Source organism: Embleya sp. NPDC059213 (assembly GCF_042754445.1).
Lineage (GTDB): Bacteria > Actinomycetota > Actinomycetes > Streptomycetales > Streptomycetaceae > Embleya.
Genome location: NZ_JBHZAV010000058.1, coordinates 16,484 through 32,324 on the forward strand (window position 1 = coordinate 16,484; position 15,841 = coordinate 32,324).

Annotated in this window: 15 protein-coding genes and 1 pseudogene; 7 read left to right on the forward strand and 9 right to left on the reverse strand. The window is 72.4% G+C overall.

Annotated elements, in window-relative coordinates; all coding sequences use genetic code 11:
• Nucleotides 1–16: 16 nt before the first annotated feature.
• The gene (locus ACFXMF_RS22105; RefSeq protein WP_360311643.1) at nucleotides 17–373 is read left to right on the forward strand and encodes a VOC family protein; all 357 of its coding nucleotides are present in this window, start codon (nucleotides 17–19) and stop codon (nucleotides 371–373) included.
• A 40-nt stretch (nucleotides 374–413) separates the two neighbouring features.
• Here ACFXMF_RS22105 and ACFXMF_RS22110 read toward each other — a convergent pair whose 3' ends face one another.
• The 3 genes from ACFXMF_RS22110 to ACFXMF_RS22120 all read right to left on the reverse strand — a co-directional run bounded on the left by ACFXMF_RS22110 (nucleotide 414) and on the right by ACFXMF_RS22120 (nucleotide 4,382).
• Nucleotides 414–1,559: a methyltransferase domain-containing protein gene (locus ACFXMF_RS22110; RefSeq protein ID WP_379990304.1), complete on the reverse strand. Its 1,146-nt coding sequence runs from the start codon at nucleotides 1,557–1,559 to the stop codon at nucleotides 414–416.
• Nucleotides 1,560–1,612: 53 nt separating this feature from the next.
• A complete protein-coding gene (locus tag ACFXMF_RS22115; protein ID WP_360311647.1) occupies nucleotides 1,613–2,968 on the reverse strand; it encodes an NAD(P)/FAD-dependent oxidoreductase in 1,356 nt (451 codons plus the stop codon).
• A 133-nt stretch (nucleotides 2,969–3,101) separates the two neighbouring features.
• Nucleotides 3,102–4,382, reverse strand: coding sequence for an MFS transporter (locus ACFXMF_RS22120; protein ID WP_379990303.1), 1,281 nt, complete (start codon nucleotides 4,380–4,382; stop codon nucleotides 3,102–3,104).
• A gap of 277 nt (nucleotides 4,383–4,659) precedes the next feature.
• Between ACFXMF_RS22120 and ACFXMF_RS22125 the strand changes: the two genes are divergently transcribed.
• Complete coding sequence (locus tag ACFXMF_RS22125; RefSeq protein WP_379990308.1) at nucleotides 4,660–5,157, forward strand: hypothetical protein; 498 nt, start codon at nucleotides 4,660–4,662, stop codon at nucleotides 5,155–5,157.
• Here the strand turns inward: ACFXMF_RS22125 and ACFXMF_RS22130 are convergent.
• Both ACFXMF_RS22130 and ACFXMF_RS22135 read right to left on the reverse strand, forming a co-directional pair.
• Complete coding sequence (locus ACFXMF_RS22130; protein WP_379990307.1) at nucleotides 5,148–5,387, reverse strand: hypothetical protein; 240 nt, start codon at nucleotides 5,385–5,387, stop codon at nucleotides 5,148–5,150. The two genes, ACFXMF_RS22125 and ACFXMF_RS22130, sit on opposite strands and share 10 nt — an antisense overlap.
• Nucleotides 5,388–5,401: 14 nt before the next feature.
• Nucleotides 5,402–5,935 (reverse strand): annotated as a pseudogene (locus ACFXMF_RS22135) (aminotransferase class IV); the annotation flags it as partial.
• Nucleotides 5,936–6,047: 112 nt separating this feature from the next.
• Between ACFXMF_RS22135 and ACFXMF_RS22140 the strand changes: the two are divergent.
• Both ACFXMF_RS22140 and ACFXMF_RS22145 read left to right on the forward strand, forming a co-directional pair.
• Entirely contained in the window at nucleotides 6,048–7,091 is a 1,044-nt protein-coding gene (locus ACFXMF_RS22140; RefSeq protein ID WP_379990302.1) for a phosphotransferase, read from the forward strand.
• A gap of 100 nt (nucleotides 7,092–7,191) precedes the next feature.
• A complete protein-coding gene (locus tag ACFXMF_RS22145; RefSeq protein ID WP_379990301.1) occupies nucleotides 7,192–7,770 on the forward strand; it encodes a dihydrofolate reductase family protein in 579 nt (192 codons plus the stop codon).
• Nucleotides 7,771–7,784: 14 nt separating this feature from the next.
• Here the strand turns inward: ACFXMF_RS22145 and ACFXMF_RS22150 are convergent, their stop codons facing one another.
• Both ACFXMF_RS22150 and ACFXMF_RS22155 read right to left on the reverse strand, forming a co-directional pair.
• On the reverse strand, nucleotides 7,785–8,594 hold the full coding sequence (locus ACFXMF_RS22150) for a hypothetical protein (RefSeq protein WP_379990300.1): 810 nt from the start codon (nucleotides 8,592–8,594) through the stop codon (nucleotides 7,785–7,787).
• A 125-nt stretch (nucleotides 8,595–8,719) separates the two neighbouring features.
• Nucleotides 8,720–9,589 carry a hypothetical protein gene (locus tag ACFXMF_RS22155; RefSeq protein ID WP_360311661.1) on the reverse strand — a complete coding sequence of 290 codons (870 nt, stop codon included), beginning with the start codon at nucleotides 9,587–9,589 and terminating at the stop codon, nucleotides 8,720–8,722.
• A gap of 263 nt (nucleotides 9,590–9,852) precedes the next feature.
• On the opposite strand from ACFXMF_RS22155, the gene ACFXMF_RS22160 reads away from it, so the two are divergent.
• Nucleotides 9,853–10,638 carry a histidine phosphatase family protein gene (locus tag ACFXMF_RS22160; protein ID WP_360311663.1) on the forward strand — a complete coding sequence of 262 codons (786 nt, stop codon included), beginning with the start codon at nucleotides 9,853–9,855 and terminating at the stop codon, nucleotides 10,636–10,638.
• A gap of 489 nt (nucleotides 10,639–11,127) precedes the next feature.
• Here ACFXMF_RS22160 and ACFXMF_RS22165 read toward each other — a convergent pair whose 3' ends face one another.
• Together ACFXMF_RS22165 and ACFXMF_RS22170 are read right to left on the reverse strand one after the other, a co-directional pair.
• Nucleotides 11,128–11,958, reverse strand: a complete 831-nt coding sequence (locus ACFXMF_RS22165) for an SDR family NAD(P)-dependent oxidoreductase (RefSeq protein WP_360311665.1) — start codon at nucleotides 11,956–11,958, stop codon at nucleotides 11,128–11,130.
• Complete coding sequence (locus tag ACFXMF_RS22170; protein ID WP_360311667.1) at nucleotides 11,955–13,166, reverse strand: LLM class flavin-dependent oxidoreductase; 1,212 nt, start codon at nucleotides 13,164–13,166, stop codon at nucleotides 11,955–11,957. The genes ACFXMF_RS22165 and ACFXMF_RS22170 overlap by 4 nt, the downstream gene beginning before the upstream one ends.
• A 299-nt stretch (nucleotides 13,167–13,465) precedes the next feature.
• On the opposite strand from ACFXMF_RS22170, the gene ACFXMF_RS22175 reads away from it, so the two are divergent.
• Both ACFXMF_RS22175 and ACFXMF_RS22180 read left to right on the forward strand, forming a co-directional pair.
• A complete protein-coding gene (locus ACFXMF_RS22175; RefSeq protein WP_379990299.1) occupies nucleotides 13,466–15,151 on the forward strand; it encodes an ABC-F family ATP-binding cassette domain-containing protein in 1,686 nt (561 codons plus the stop codon).
• A 154-nt stretch (nucleotides 15,152–15,305) separates the two neighbouring features.
• A complete protein-coding gene (locus ACFXMF_RS22180; protein WP_380020737.1) occupies nucleotides 15,306–15,818 on the forward strand; it encodes a DUF6228 family protein in 513 nt (170 codons plus the stop codon).
• Nucleotides 15,819–15,841: the final 23 nt, after the last annotated feature.

The following is a 15,841-nucleotide window of genomic DNA, read 5'->3' on the forward strand; positions in this document are numbered from 1 at the left end:
GAACCCAGGAGCCGCCATGGCCGCCGTGTTCTCCGAACTCGTCGTCGACGCGAACGACGTGCCCGCCCTCGCCGAATTCTGGCGCCGAGTGCTCGACTGGGACCTCACCGTGCAAGGCGAGGACATCGAACTGAACGCGCCCGACGGATCGTTGCCCACGATCCTGTTCCAGCCGGTCCCCGAGGGCAAGACGGTCAAGAACCGGCTGCACATCGACGTCAGCCCGGCGATCGGCTCGGACCAGGAGGGCGAACTGGCCCGGCTGCTCGCACTCGGTGCCAAGCCCGCCGACATCGGCCAGGGCGACAACAGCTGGCAGGTGCTGACCGACCCCGAGGGCAACGAGTTCTGCCTGCTGCGCACCCCCGTGTAGCCCGGCGACACGCGGCCCGGCGACCGCGCCGCGGATCGGCTCACGTCTCGGTGAGTCGATACCGGTAGTGCTCCCGCTCCACCGTCCAGGTCCGGCCGCCCGCGTTCGGCGCGTCGGCCGAGTCCGGGAGGCCGGGGGCCACCGGGATCGCCTCCAGCCGCAGCCGGTCGGCGTTCACCACCGGCGCGCCGGCCACGCCGTAGTACAGGTCGACCGCCGCGTCGCGGTCGCCGTAGACCAGGATCCGGTCCTGCATGAGCACCGCGAGCGCGGGCCGCTCCGGGTCGAACAGACCCCACGTCATCCCGTCGCCCGGATGCCCCAGGAACAACACCGAGCGCGGTTCGGCCAACGCGAATCCGGTCAGCCGCACGTCCACCGGACCCAGTACCGGCCCCGCGTCCACCGCACCGTGGTCGAGCAGACCCCGCAACACGTCCAACGCGGCCGGTGGCAGATCCTCGCCGATCACCGCGAGGTCGCCGGTCAGCGCGTGGGTCCGGCCCGGCCCGGCATGCGGGCCGCGCAACTGGAGGAATCCGCAGCGCGCCACCGACGTGCTCACCAACATGCCACCGGTGCCGCGCCGCCACGCGACGGCCAGCTCCAGGCCCGGCCGCAGCCACATCGGAGCGACCAGCACCCCGTCCGGCGCGAGCTGCTCCACCCAGGCCGGCGGCAGGTCCGGCACCCCCACGGTGGCCTCGATCCGGTCGAACGGCGCCCGGTCGGCGACCCCGACCCAGCCGTCCCCGGTCCGCACGTCCACCCGGGTGCCGAGCCGGGCCAGCCGCCGGGCGGCCGCGACCGCCAACTCGGCGGACACCTCGACGCTGACCACCTCCCCCTCGGGGCCGGTCAGCCGGGCCAACAGGGCCGCGTTGTAGCCGCTTCCGGTGCCGATCTCCAGCACCCGCATCCCGGGCCGGACGGCGAGCTGTTCGAGCATCAGCGCGACCATCGCCGGCTGGCTGACCGTACTGTCCGGAAGCCCGCGTTCGTCGGTGGACAACACCACGACCCGGTCCTCGTAGGCACGGGCCAGTGAGCCGGCGCCGGGGGTGAACACCTCGCGCGGCACCCACGACATCGCGTCCGCGACCGACTCGGTGCGCACGCTCCCGGTCACCCACAGCCGCTCCACCAGCGCCGCCCGCAGCCGGGCCGCCGTGTGCTCGTCGTTCATGGCCCCGGTGTACCCGCCCGGACGGGCGTCGGCACCCGGCACCGAGTCCGGGCTCACGGGTGGGCGGCGCGGGATCCGGTGCGGGCGGCGACCTCGTCCACCGACAGGTAGGCGTCGGTCTTCTCCAGGTTGCCCATCCGGCCGTCCAGGTCGGACATGAAGCCGAGCCGGACCAGGTCGTCGCCCGCGAAGGCGTGCTGGACCCAGTTGGACAACACCCGGGTGCGGGCCCGGATCGAGGGCACCGTCATCAGGTGGTAGCCGCGGGTGATCGCCTGGGCGGGCAGGCCGCGCATCTCGTGGCCCAGCGGCCGGGCCACCGCCTGGGTGCCGCCGAGGTCGACGACTAGGCCCAGGTCCTTGTGCCGGAACGGGCTCAGCGGTTGTCCGCGCAGCGAGGCGACCACGTTGGCGGCGGCGATCTTGGCCTGCCGGTGCGCGTACTGCGCGGTGGGCGGGCAGATCGCGCCGTCGCCCTTGGCCAGGTCGGGCACGGCCGCGGCGTCGCCCAGAGCGAACACGTCCGGGTTGCCGGGCACGGCGAGATCGGCGGCGACGGAGAGCCGACCGCGCACCAACTCGGTGCCCATCGTGCCCACCAGCGGGCTCGCGGTGACGCCCGCCGTCCACACCAGCGTCCGGCACGGCAACTTCTCGCCGGTGGTCAGCGTCACCGAGTCCTCGGTGATCTCCTGGACGCTGATCCCCAGCCGCACGTCCACACCGCGCTTGGCCAGCATCTGCAAGGTGGCCTTGCCCAGGTTCTCGCCGAGTTCGGGCATCAGGCGCGGGGCCACGTCCACGATCATCCAGCGCACCTGCGCCGGGTCCAGGCGCGGGAAGTGCCGCAGCGAATTGGTGGTGAGCATCTCCAGGCACGCGGCGGTCTCCACACCCGCGTAGCCGCCGCCGACCACGATGAACTGGCAGCGCGACGCGCGCTCGGCCGGGTCGGTGCTGGAGTTGGCGATCTCCAACTGGGCGATCACGTGGTCGCGCAGGTAGACCGCCTCGGCCAGGTTCTTCATGCCGTGGCCGTAGGTGGTCAGCCCGGGGATGTCGAAGGTGCGGGTCACGCTGCCCGGGGCCAGGACGAGCTTGTCGTAGTGCTCGTTGGTGATGTCGCCGGAGATCTTGCGTACGACGCAGACCTTGGCCGCCAGGTCGACGCCGATCGCGCCGCCGGGCAGGACGTGGGTGCGCTTGAGCATCCGGTGCAGCGGCACCGCCGTGGTCCGCGAGGACAACACGCCCGCCGCGACCTGGGGCAGCAGCGGCCGGTAGACCATGTAGTCCATCGGACTCACGAGCACGATCTCGGCCTCGCGCGGGCCGAGGGTTCGTTCCAGTTTGCGCACCGTCTCGAACCCGGCGAATCCTGCTCCGACGACGACCACCCGCTGCACCATGGTTGCCCCTTCCGGGAAGGCCGGGGCAGGTAACCCGCGACCATTTGGCACATTTTGTCCAAACATATGGGGCTCGTCGGCGGGCCACGACCGGGGCGGGCCATCCGAGGCGGCGCGCCGGCGGCTCGGGCGGTCAGCCCGCCGGGCGCCGGGATCGGCCCAGTGCGAAGCCGGCCGCGACGCACAGGACCGGGACGGTCAGGAAGCCGGCCACCAGGTTGAGACCGCCGTAGCCGGCCAGGCCCAGCACCGACCCGGAGACGGCGCCGCCCGCCGCGCCGGCCAGGTTCATCAGCAGGTCCGACACGCCCTGCACGCCCGTTCGCGCGTCCGCCGGCACCGATTCGCCGAGCAGCGCCGAGCCGGCGACCAGGCAACACGACCAGCCGAAGCCGAGCAGGATCAGGCCGACCATGGTGCGCCACGTGGAGTGGCCCGAGGTGCCGGCCACGAACACGGCGAGCAGCAGCACGAACTGGCCGCTCAGGATCACCGGGATGCGACCGAACCGGTCGGCGGCCCAGCCGACCACCGGCGACAGGGCGTACATGCCGGCGATATGCAGGCTGATGGTCAGCCCGACCAGGGTCAACGCGGTGCCGTGGTCCTTCATGTGCACCGGCGTCATCGCCATCACCGACACCATCACCACGTGGCCGAACGCCACCGTGGCCAGACCGAGCATGGCCTGCGGCGCCCGGCGGATCACCGCGAGCGCGCTGCGCAGGTCGCCGCGCGGCTGCTGCCGGTCGCCGAGGTCGGCCCGGGCGATCAGCAGCGGATCCGGGCGCAGCGCGACCCACAGGATGGCGCCCGCGCCGGCGAAGGACACGATCGAGAACAGGAACGGCCCGGCCAACTCGGGCAGGCCGAGGGCACGCCCGACCACGGCGCCCGGCTCGTTCAGGTTGGGGCCCAGGACCGCGCCGATGGTGGTCGACCACACCACGATCGACAGGGCCTTGGCCCGGCCGGCGTCGTCGGCGAGGTCGGTCGCGGCGAAGCGGGACTGGAGGTTGGCGGCGGTGCCCGCGCCGAACACGAGCAGCGCGGCGATCAGCAGCGGGAACCACTCCAGCACGGCCGACAGGATCACCCCGCCGGCCGCGAGCGTGGCGAGTGCCCAGCCGGTGGTGAGCGCGACCCGACGCCCGTACCGGGTCGCCGCGCGCGACATCGGGATCGCGAACAGTGCCGCGCCCAGGGTGATCGCGGTGGTCGCCAGACCCGACCAACTCTTGGATCCGGACAGGTCCTCGGCGAGCAGCCCGCCGACGGTCAGCGCCGACCCCATCCCCACGCCGCCGACCACCTGCGCGGCGATCAGGGTGCGCACGGTCCGCCGTTGAAGCGCCGATCGGTCGACCCGCTCGGGGTCGGACGACTCGGATATCGCCGGGTCCAAGGCGGTCATGCCGGGTTCACCACCAGATGTGGAAGGGACGCGTCGACGCACAGCGTGACTCACGGACTCGGCCCGCCCCGAGTCGGGGCGATGCCGACCGTCGCCGGCGGCGGGCGATTGTCGGGACGGCAAGATCATCGCACCGGCGCGGGCGGGCCGGTGGCCGGCATGATGCGGGTGTCCCGCCGGACGATCGACGGTCGTGGGGAAGCGGACATGTCGTTGTGTGCTCGTGCCCGCTCTCGGGTATGCGCAGGCGCCGCGGACCGCACGGATCGGTTGACCCATGACGTTGCTCGACGAAGACCAGGCGTGGGCGCTGCTGCGCGCCCTGGACGACCCGGAGCATCTGGCGGCCCCAGCGGACTACGACGCGGCGGCCACCGCCGAGCGCTTCGATCGGCTGGTCGAGCGGTTGGACGCGGACTTCGGGTGTCGGTGTGCGGTCGAGGGCACGGCGCGGGCGGCGAGCCGACACGGGGCGATCGTGGTGCCGGCGGCGGCGTTGGCGGGAACCGGACGAGTCACCCTGGTGGTCAGCAACTTCGGCGATCTGGTCGTCACGAGCGTCGATACGCCGGACGAGGACCCGGTCGGCGCGGCGCCCGCGTACGTGGCGCCGGCCGATCTGGAGCGGGTCGAGGCGGCGCTCGACGACCTGGGCTATCGGGTCGTGCCGGAGGATCTGCTGCGGACGACGTACGACGGGGCGAGTCGGCTGGCGGACCACTACACGGTCGAGGACGGGCCGACGTGGTGGATCCGGTTCTTCGACTACCCCTGACCCGGGCGCAACGGGTCGCCGGGGAGCGCGCGGTAGGTGTCGGCGAGGGTGGCCAGGAGCGGGTGGTCGGTGCGCAGCTCGTGCTCGCCGATGGCGCCGATCGGGCGTACGCCGATTGCCGTGTTGGTGGCGAACGCGGCCTGGATCGACGCGAGTTCGTCGATCCGGACCGGGCGGGTCGAGGCCGGGTGTCGGGCTGGAGCAGGTCGGCGGTGACGCCGCGCAGGCACGGCGCGTCGGGACGCACCAGGCGGTCGCCGACCACGAAGCCGATGTTCCAGGTGCCGCCCTCGGCGATCCGGCCGTCCGGCTCGACGAACAGCGCGTCGTCGTAGCCCGCGAGCATCGCGCGCCGGCGCTGCTGCAACTGGCCGAACAGGCCCACGTGCTTGACCTGTGGCAGGTCGCGCCGGAACACCGAGGGCGACACCCGCAGCGGCGGCAGCGCCGACGGTCCGGCCGGCCGGGTGGTGATCAGGATGTGCGGCGTGGCCGGTGCGGTCGGATCGGCCAGGCCGATCGCCGGATCGAACACGGTCACCCGCAGGACGAAGGTGTCGTGCCGGTCGTCGGTGACCCGGCGGGCGAGGGTCAGCACACGGTCCGGGTCGAGTTCGGCGTCGAACACGACCCGGCAGTCCCGGACCAGGCGGGCCAGGTGCAGGTCGAGCCCGCGCACCCGGCCGTCCGCGACGCGCATCGAGGTGAAATGCCCGATGTTCGACAGGGCCAGTGCGGCGAGGTCGTCGGGGTGGGCGGGGGCGCCGTTGATCTCCACCCGGTGAGTCTGCCGGCCCGGGCGGCGGGCCCCGACCCGGGTGTGGCCGCCGTCGATGCGCGGGCGCGTGGTGCGCGGTGGCCCGGGCGGGGCCGGCTAGGGTGTTCGTTCCATGAGGTTTCGGGTGCCGATGGGCGATACGTTGCGGGCCGCGCTGGGCCCGCCGAAGAAGGCGAAACTCCTGGACAGCAGCCCCCGTTCGCGGGTGTGGCGGGTGGAGCTGGGCGGTGAGCGGGCGATCGTCAAGCAGATCACCGACGGGGGCGACCACCGGTACGGCGCGCCGGAGCGGTTCGCCCGCGAGGTCGCGGGTCTGCGGCTGGCCGCCCGCGGCCCGGTCGGCCCCCGGGTCTTGGGCGCCGATCCCGACGGGTGCGTCATGGTCCTGGAATACCTGGACGACCTGGGGCGCACGGACGACTGGCTGCCCGGCTACGCCGAGGCGTTGGCCCGGCTGCACGCGCTGACCGGACCGGCGGATGCCGGCGCGTTGCCCGCGTGGCGACCACCGACCGGCGCCGACGCCGAGTCGTTCCTGGCCCTGGCCACGACCCTGGGTGTGGCGATCCCGCCGGGTGTGCCCGGCGAGTTGGCCGCGTTGCTCACCCGGCTGGATCCGGCCGGTCGGTACGCCCTGTTGCACGGCGATCCGTGTCCGGGCAACGACCTGCGGACCGTCGACGGGGTGCGCTTCGTCGACTTCGAACAGGCCGCCCTCGGCGACGGTCTGGTCGAACTCGCCTATCTCCGGATCGGCTTCCCGACCTGCTGGTGTGCGATGGCGGTGCCGGCCACACTGTTGGCCGAGGTCGAGGCGGTGTACGCGTCGACCCGGCGGGCGCTGACCGGGCAGGCGGCGGATCCGGGGGCGGGGATCGCCGACGCGTGCGCAGGCTGGCTGATCCGCGGCGGCGCGCTGGTCGAACGGGCGCATCGGGATCGCACCGATCAACTGGCCCGCGTACCGGTCGCCGACTTCACGTGGGGTTCGGTCTCGGCGCGCGAGCGACTCGTGCACCGGCTCGGCGTGGTCGCCGACACGGCATCCGAGCCGCTGCGGGAACTGGGCCTGCTGGCAAGGCGGTTGCGCGGGCGGATGGTCACCGCCTGGCCGGGTTTGCGGCCGTTGCCGGAGCCCGGGGCGCGGCCCTGGTGAGGGAGCCGGCGGCACGACGCGAGAAAGGGATTGCAACCACTACATGTGAAGTACTATAACTGTAGTCATTGCTGGACGTCACCCATGGAAAAGAGCCCGGATGCGAAAGCTCACGTACCTCGTCGGCACCACCCTCGACGGCTTCATCGCCGCCGAGGACGGCGGTTTCGACTTCTTCCCGGTGGGCGAGGACGTCGTCGCGCACCTGGTCGCCGAATACCCGGAGACGCTTCCGGCGCATATCGCCCCGCACGTGGGAGTCGGGCCGGACACCGAGTTCCGGCACTTCGACACGGTGGTGATGGGCCGGGCCACCTACGAACCGGGTCTGCACGCGGGATTCCCGAACCCGTACGGCCACCTGCGTACGTATGTCGTCACCGGCAGCATCACCGAGAGCCCCGACCCGGCGGTGACCCTGGTGGCCGACGACCCGGTCGCCAAGGTCCGCGAGCTGAAGGCCGAGCCGACCGGCAAGGGCATCTGGCTGGCGGGCGGCGGGCGCCTGGCGGGGACCCTGATGGGCGAGATCGACGAACTCGTGATCAAGACCTACCCGATCCTGATCGGCACCGGAATCCCGATGGTGTCCGGTGGATTCGAGGTCACCGCGTTCACCCGGACGGGTGGCACGGTGCTCGCCGGCGGCATGTCCGTCGCGACCTACCGCCGGACCTGACGCGGCGGCGGCGATCAGTCGAGGGCGAGTTCGAAGTCCCAGACCCGGTGTTCGATGCGCAGGCCGGCCAGGGGCAGGGCCTGGCGGACGGTGCCCTCGGTGTCGCCGTCGAATTCGAACACGGCGAGTTCGCGCACGTTCGGGTGGTTCCGGCGGATCGACTCCACCAGTTCCGCGACCAGGGCCGCGAGGATGTCGGCCGCGACGCCCGGAGCGGTGATCGCCTCGCCCGCGTCGAGGTACGCCCGGTCGCCTTCGACGGCGACGGTGAGTTCGGCGCCCTCGCCGATCAGGCCCACCCGGGGCGGGGGCAGCGCGCGTACCCGCACGGCGGGCAGGCCGCCCGGCGGCCACCACCCGTTCGGGTCGACCGTCCAGATCCGGGCGATCTCGCCGGTGGTGCGAGCCGCGAGCGCCCGGGCCGCCTCGCCCTCCGGGCCGGTCTCGGTGCCGCTCCAATGCAGTACCCGGGCCCCGACGGCACGGGCCTGCTCGGCGGCCCGCCGGTACATCCGCACGAACGCGTCCCGTTCCTCGGCGGTCGCGGGGACCTCCCCGGTACGGGACTCCCGGACCAGTCGGCGTGCGAGCCGATCCGCACGTTCGCCCTGTGTGGTGACCGCGGCCTCGCCGTCGCCGTGGATGCTCAGCCGGCCGAGCGATCGGCCGGCGCGGCGCGCGGTGACGGTCCCGAGACGGGTGCCGGAGGGGTCCGGGTCGGATGCGACGCCGGCCCCGGTGTCCACGGAGGCGTACACCTCCGTGGCCGGCCGTTCCTCGGTCGCCGGGTCGCCGGCCCATTCGAGGGAAATGTCGCGCTTCATGGATCCATGGTGCCCCGGTCGGGACGGCCGCACAGCTCGCGTACCGCCGTCCGGCCGGGTCGTTTCCCGGCCCGGCGCACCGGACCCGGCCGGGTGGTCGGGCCCGGCGGCGGGTGGGCTTTCGGCTACGGGTGCAGCGCGGTCACGATCGCGTCCGCGAAGCGGCCGGCGGCGCCGTCGGCGTGGCCGAGGAACAGGGACGGCTCGGTCAGTTCCAGTTCCAGCAGGGTGGGCGTGCCGTCGGCGGCCGGGATCAGGTCCACGCGGGCGTACAGCAGCGGGCCGACCGGAATCTCGGTCAGCACCCGGGCGGCGACCGCGAACTCCGCGGCGGAGGGTTCGCGTGCCTCGATCCGCTCGCTGCGGAACAGGCCGTCGACCATTTCGGCGGTGCCGTCGAGCATCGGGCCCTTGCGGACGGCGTGGCTGAAGACGCCGTCGAAGTAGACGAGTGCGGTCTCGCCGACGGTGTCGACGGCCTCCAGGTACGGCTGGACCATCACGGTCCGACCGCCCGCGAGCAGGCTGGTGGCGTGTCCGGCGGCGAGCGCGCGCTGCTCGGGTGCGGCCAGGTCGTATCGCTCGGTGTCGCGGGATCCGGCGCTGATCGCGGGCTTGACCACATGCAGGCCGGAGGTGGGCAGCGTCACGGTCGAGTCGGGCTCCAGCCACATCGTCTCCACGACGGGCAGGCCGGCCCTGGTCAGGTCGCGCAGGTAGGTCTTGTCGGTGTTCCAGGCCACGATCGACGCCGGGTTGGCCAGCCGCGGCACGCCCGCGGCCCACTCGATGAACTCCTTGCGGCGCGTCGGGTAGTCCCATACCGAGCGCAGCACCACCAGGTCGTAGGCGGCCCAGTCCACCGTCGGGTCGTTCCACACCACGGCCTCGGCGTGGATGCCGTGCGCGGCCAGCGGGGCGAAGAGCAGGCGCTCGTCCGGGTCGAGGTCCGGCAGCTCGGCGCAGGTGGCGAGGGCGACGCGAGGTTCGATCATGCGGTCAGATTATCCGGATACGCGGATGGAAGATCACCCAAGTCCGGCCGTGTCCCGACCGAACAACCCACGAGGTGGTTGGCGTGTGCTCGCTCGTCGGACGGCGGACCTCGTGGGGGCGTGCGTCGGGTGTGGCGCGGAGACCGGGGTGGAGGCGAGGGCGTGGTCGGCTCGGGCCGGCGATCGCCGTCGGTCCGCCCGCGGGCGTTTCGGTGCGGCCGGCGGGGTGAGAACCATGACAGGGAACGAGGCTTGGGGGCACCGTGGTCGGCACGTCGGACACCGCGCCCTTCGGGCCCGCCGAGATCGTCGCCGTACGCCACGGCGAGAGCATGGCCAACGCGGCCTTCGCCGCCGCTGCCGCCGCCGAAGCCGGCCCCGACCGCACCCCGGTCGACGGGGTGGCCGAAGTGGGCGACGGAGTGGGCGAGTTCGATCCGGCGACGGTGGGTCGGGACGCCGACATCGCGCTCAGCGCCCGAGGCGAGGATCAGGCCGCCGCGGTCGGGCGACGGCTGGCGCTCCGGGCCGAGACGCCGGACGTGGTGTTGGTCTCGCCGTACCGCCGGGCCCGCTCGACGATGCGCATCATCGCCCGCGAGGCGGCCCGGGCGGGACTGTTGTTGCCGCGACCTCGTCGCGACGAACGGCTGCGCGACCGCGAGATGGGCGTCCTGGAGCTGCGGACGGCCGCCGCGATCGAGCGGCTGCACCCGGACGAGGCCGAGCGTCGGCGTCGGGTCGGCGACCTGTATTACCGCCCACCCGGCGGCGAATCCCTCGCCGACGTCGCGCTGCGGTTGCGCACACTGCTCACCGACCTGCGGCACGAGGCGCCGGGCGCGCACGTGCTGATCGTCGGGCACGACGCGACCGTGCTGATGCTGCGTTACATCCTGGAGGGCCTCACCGAGACGGACGTCGACCGCCTGGTCCGGACCGATCCGGTGGGCAACGCCTCGATCTCCCGCTGGCGTGCGCGCGACGGGCGGCTGCGGGCGATCCGCTACAACGACACGCGGCATCTGCGCGGCATCGACGTGCGCTGAGCGGGCGGGGATCGGGTCGGCGGCCGGGGATCGCCCGGCTGCGGCGCGGTGTTCGCGGCGGCCGACGGTCGGGCACGGGGGAGTGGGCCCGACCGTCGGCGCCTTGATACCCGCGGGGTGGGGGTGCGCCGTCGCGCAGTGGGGGTGTCAGGTCCCCTCCCCTCCCGTTCGGTGCCCTCTGGTTTCCCCGCTGCGAGGCCGGAAAACCGCCTCCGAACGAAGAGGTCGAACCCGGCCGGACCCGGCTTCCAACCGATCGCGGAGACGTCCATTCGAAGGCGATAGCGCCATTACCGAACAGAAATATGACGCTGCGTCAGTAACCGGAAGGGGAGCCTTCCCGCCCTATTTCGTCGCTGATCAGCCGCTTGATCACCGATCCGGCGCTCTGCTCGCAACCGACCGGATCGCCCCATGATCGTCCGCCCGACAACCGTTCGGTCGCCGGGCGGACGATCGCGGCGCCAGCGGATCGCTCCGGCGCCGTGGTCACCCCCGGTCCGACAACCGCTCCAGCGCGCCGATCAGGTCCGGATACCGTCGGGTGCGGGCGCCGCCGTCGACGCCGTAGACGCTGCCGGAGACGAACGAGGCCTCGTCGGAGGCCAGGAACAGGACCACGGCCGCCACCTCCTCGGGTTCCGCGAACCGGCCCAGCGGGGCGTTCTCGACGTATTCGTCGACCACGCCCGGGACATGCCACATGCCGGCGGTGGCCCGGGTGCGAATCAGGCCCGGGGCCACCGCGTTCACCCGGATGCCCGACGGCCCCAGTTCGAGGGCGGCCACCTCGGTCAGGGCGACCACGCCGGCCTTGGCCGCGCAGTACGCGCCCATGCCTCGGCCGGGCTGGACCGCGTTGAGCGAGGCCAGGTTGACGATCGAACCGGCTCGGCCGTCCTGGGCGCGCATCACCCGGCCCGCGTGCTTGACGGTCAGGAACGCGCCGTTGAGGCACAGGTCGACGACGCGACGCCAGGCGGCGTACTCGTGGTCGGCCAGTTCGGCCGCCGTGCCGCCGCCCGCGTTGGCCACCGCGATGTCCAGGCCGCCGAACTCGTCCACGGCGGCTTGGACCAGCGCAGCCACGTCGTCCTCGACGGTCACGTCGCACAACCGGGTGGCGCACCGCTCCGGGCCCAACTCGTCGGCGAGCGTCGTGAGTCCGGCCGCGTCGATGTCGCCCGCCAGCACGTACGCGCCCTCGGCCGCCAGGCGGTGTGCCACGGCCCGCCCGATGCCCGCCGCCGCCCCGGTCACCAGGGCGACCTTGCCCGCGACGCGTCCCGGGCCGGCGCCGCCCTCGATCCGCGTGCTCACGCCGTGCTTCCCTTCGTGTTCTCGTAGTCCTTCACGGCCCCGCCGACAGCGTGCGCGGTCTGGTCGCGCCAGGTCTGGGACAGGCCCACCTGCCAGTCCTGGGACGCGAGCGGGCCGTGCGCGGCACCGGTGAAGTACGGGATCACCTCGCGCGCGATCAGTTCGTAGGAACGCTTCGTCGCCTCCGGGTCGGCGAAGTCGGCGCCCATGAACAGGTAGGTGCCGAAACCGCCGGACTTCTGCCACAACCGCTCGATCTGACGGATCGCCATCTCCGGCGTGCCACAGATGAACGAGCCGGTCGCGTTGCCGTGGTCGATGCGGTCCGCCAGCGGAGTGGACGTGTCCAGCGGGATCGGCAGCACCTTGGCCTGGTAGTTCTGGATGCCCTCCAGGCCGTACGCCACCTCGCGGCGGGCCTGCTCCTCGGTCTCGGCGATGTGCATCATGCCCATCAGCCGCCACTTGGACCGGTCCATGGTCTGCCCGTGCCGACCGGCGACCTCGTTCGCGATGCCCCAGTGCGTGCCCAGCGCGTCGAAGCCGCCCTCCTGGCTCGCCGCGATCGAGAGCATGCCCGCGCCGAACCGCCCGGCGGTACGCGGACCGGCCGGCGAGAAGGTCGCGGCGACGGCGAGCTCCAGCGACGGGTGGGTGTACGGCCGCAACTGCAACCGGGCATCGCGCAGCGTGAACCAGTCGCTCTCCCGGGTCACCGGTTCGCGACCGGCCAGCAGCGCGACGATCGCCTCCAGCGATTCCTCCATCATCGCCCGCTGACGTGCGGTGTCGATGCCCAACATGTGCGCGTCGGAAGCGAGTTGGCCGGGCCCCACGCCGAGCATGACCCGGCCGCGGGTGAGGTGGTCGAGCAGGACCAGCCGATCCGCGACGTGCAGCGGGTGGTGGTAGGGCAGCGAGACGACGCCGGTGCCGAAGCGGATGTGCCGGGTACGGGCCGCGGCGCTCGCGATGAACAACTCGGGCGAAGCGACGATCTCCCAGCCACCGGAATGGTGCTCGCCGATCCACGCCTCGGCGTAACCGAGCCGGTCCAGGTGCTCGACCAGGGCCAGGTCCTGTTCCAGCATCAGGGTCGGGTTGCGCCCCGCTTGATGGAAGGGGGCCAGGAAGACCCCGAACTCGAGCGGACGGCGCTCGCCTAGGGCGACCTGCCGGGCGATCTGCTGCGGTTCCGTGTGTGCCACCGCGACTCCTTGGAATACCCGAAAACTGATGAGCCGTCACCGTTCCAGGTTGCGATGCGCGAATCAATAGTTGCACTATGCGAAAGGTGGTCGGGTCGGCGGTTCGAGCGGCCCGCAGGCCGGCGCCGCTCGCGCCGGTGCGTTCCGTGACGTGCCCGAGGCGCGCTACCGTGCGGGGGAGCCCGAAATGCGTTGGCCCGGTCGGCGTGGAACGGGTAGGAAGGGTTGTCATCCTCGGAACGACCCGTCGAGGACCACCTCGGATCCCCCGACCGCAGGACGAAGGACGCGCGCAGGCCATGGGCTACATCGATGTCAACACCGTCGGCTTCACCCTTCCCGACGGGCGTGTTCTGTTGGACGAGGTCTCCTTTCGGGTCGGTGACGGCACCACCGTGGCGCTCATCGGGGCGAACGGCGCCGGCAAGACCACGCTGCTCCGGATCATCACGGGGGAGCTGAAACCCGACACCGGCGCGGTCGCCCGAACGGGTGGACTCGGCATCATGCCGCAGTTCGTCGGCCGGATCCGGGACGCCTCCACGGTGCGTGATCTGCTCGTCTCGCTCGCCCCGCCGCGGATTCGGGACGCGATGCGCGCGGTCGACGACGCCGAGCTGGCGCTGATGGAGAACGACGACGAGAAGCACCAGATGCGCTACGCCACGGCGCTCGCCGAGTTCGGTGACGCGGGCGGCTACGACATCGAGCCGGCCTGGGACCAGTGTTGTCAGGCGGCGCTGGGCACCACCTACGACGGCGCCAAGTGGCGCGAGGTGCGCACGCTCTCCGGCGGCGAGCAGAAGCGGCTCGCCCTGGAGGCGCTGTTGCGCGGCCCGGACCAGGTGTTGATCCTCGACGAACCGGACAACTATCTCGACGTCCCGGGCAAGCGTTGGCTCGAACAGTCCCTGCGCGAGTCCCAGAAGTCGGTGCTGCTGGTCTCGCACGACCGCGAACTGCTCGCCCAGGCCGCCGACCGGATCGTCACCATCGAACTCGGCGCGGCGGGCAACACCGTCTGGATCCACGGTGGTTCGTTCGGCACCTATCACGAGGCCCGGCGGGCCCGGTTCGAGCGCTTCGAGGAGTTGGGCCGGCGCTGGGACGAGGAGCACGCCAAGCTCAAGGCGCTGGTCCTGATGTACAAGACCAAGGCGGCGTACAACGACGGTCTGGCCTCCCGGCTGCAGGCCGCCCGGACCCGACTGCGCAAGTTCGAGGAGGCCGGGCCGCCGCAGAACATCCCGCGTGAGCAGGACGTCAAGATGCGGCTGCGCGGCTCGCGCACCGGAAAGCGCGCGGTGATCGCCGAGGCGCTGGAACTTACCGGTCTGATGCGGCCGTTCGACACCGAGGTCTGGTACGGCGACCGGGTCGCGGTGCTCGGCTCGAACGGCTCGGGCAAGTCGCACTTCCTGCGGCTGCTCGCGGCCGGCGGCACCGATCCCGAGGTCGAGCACGAACCGGTCGGCGAGACGGTGATCGCACCGGTGGCGCACACCGGTCGGGCCCGGCTCGGGGCACGGGTACGGCCCGGTTGGTTCGCGCAGACGCACGATCATCCCGAGTTCGTCGGCAAGACGCTGGTCGACATCCTCGGTCGGGGCGACGAACACCGCAGCGGGCTGGGCCGCGAAGGCGCCGCGAAGGTGCTCGACCGGTACGAACTGGCCTACGGCGCCGAGCAGCCCTTCGACACCCTCTCCGGCGGCCAACAGGCCCGATTCCAGGTGCTGTTGCTCGAACTCTCCGGCGCCAACCTGCTGTTGCTCGACGAGCCGACCGACAACCTCGACCTGGTCTCGGCCGAGGCGCTCCAGGAGGCCCTGGAAGCCTTCGACGGCACCGTGCTGGCGGTCACCCACGACCGGTGGTTCGCGTCCTCCTTCGACCGCTTCCTGGTCTTCGGCCAGGACGGTCGGGTGCGCGAGACGGACGGCCCGGTGTGGGACGAGGGGCGCGTCGAGCGCGTCCGGGGCTGACCCGAAACCCCCGGGTGGGCGCGGGAGTCGCGCGCCCACCCGGGGGTTCGTCGTGTCGGTGGTGGGGCGGCCCCTTCGCGGACCGGTGGGCCGGTGGGGCCGGTACCGGGAACCGGAATGACGTCGACGGGCCCTCTGCCCTACGGTTCGGCGGATGCATCCTCACTTCGACGCGGCGAACGAATCGAACGAGCCGACCGGATCGACCGACCCGAACGACGTGATCATCCGGTGCAACGACAATCCGGCCATCCGGATCCGCCTCCGCGACGCGGTCAACCCCGACGACGAGGTCGCCGTGCGCTACACGGCCTCGCGGCTGGTGCACTACACCGTCGAGATCCACGCGCCCGAAATGGCCGCGCAGCTCGATCGGGTGGTCGGCTGGGTCGGCGAGACGAGGGAGATAGACGGCTTTCTGACCGATCTCGCCCGGGACTTCGGCGGCTGGGACGGCGAACGCCGCTGGCACACCGACGATCGTGATCTCACCGTCACGGCGGCCTTCCGCTCCGGCGGGCGGGTCGAACTGACCTGGGAGCTGCGACCGAGACGGCTGGGCGGCTGCGGTTGGGCCGCCTCGGTGACGCTGGTGGTGGAGACGGGCGAGCAACTGGCCGCGCTCGCGGGGGACGTGCGCCGGTTTCTCTCGCGCGCGGACGGGTGACCGCCCTCGGCTCGATCCTGCGG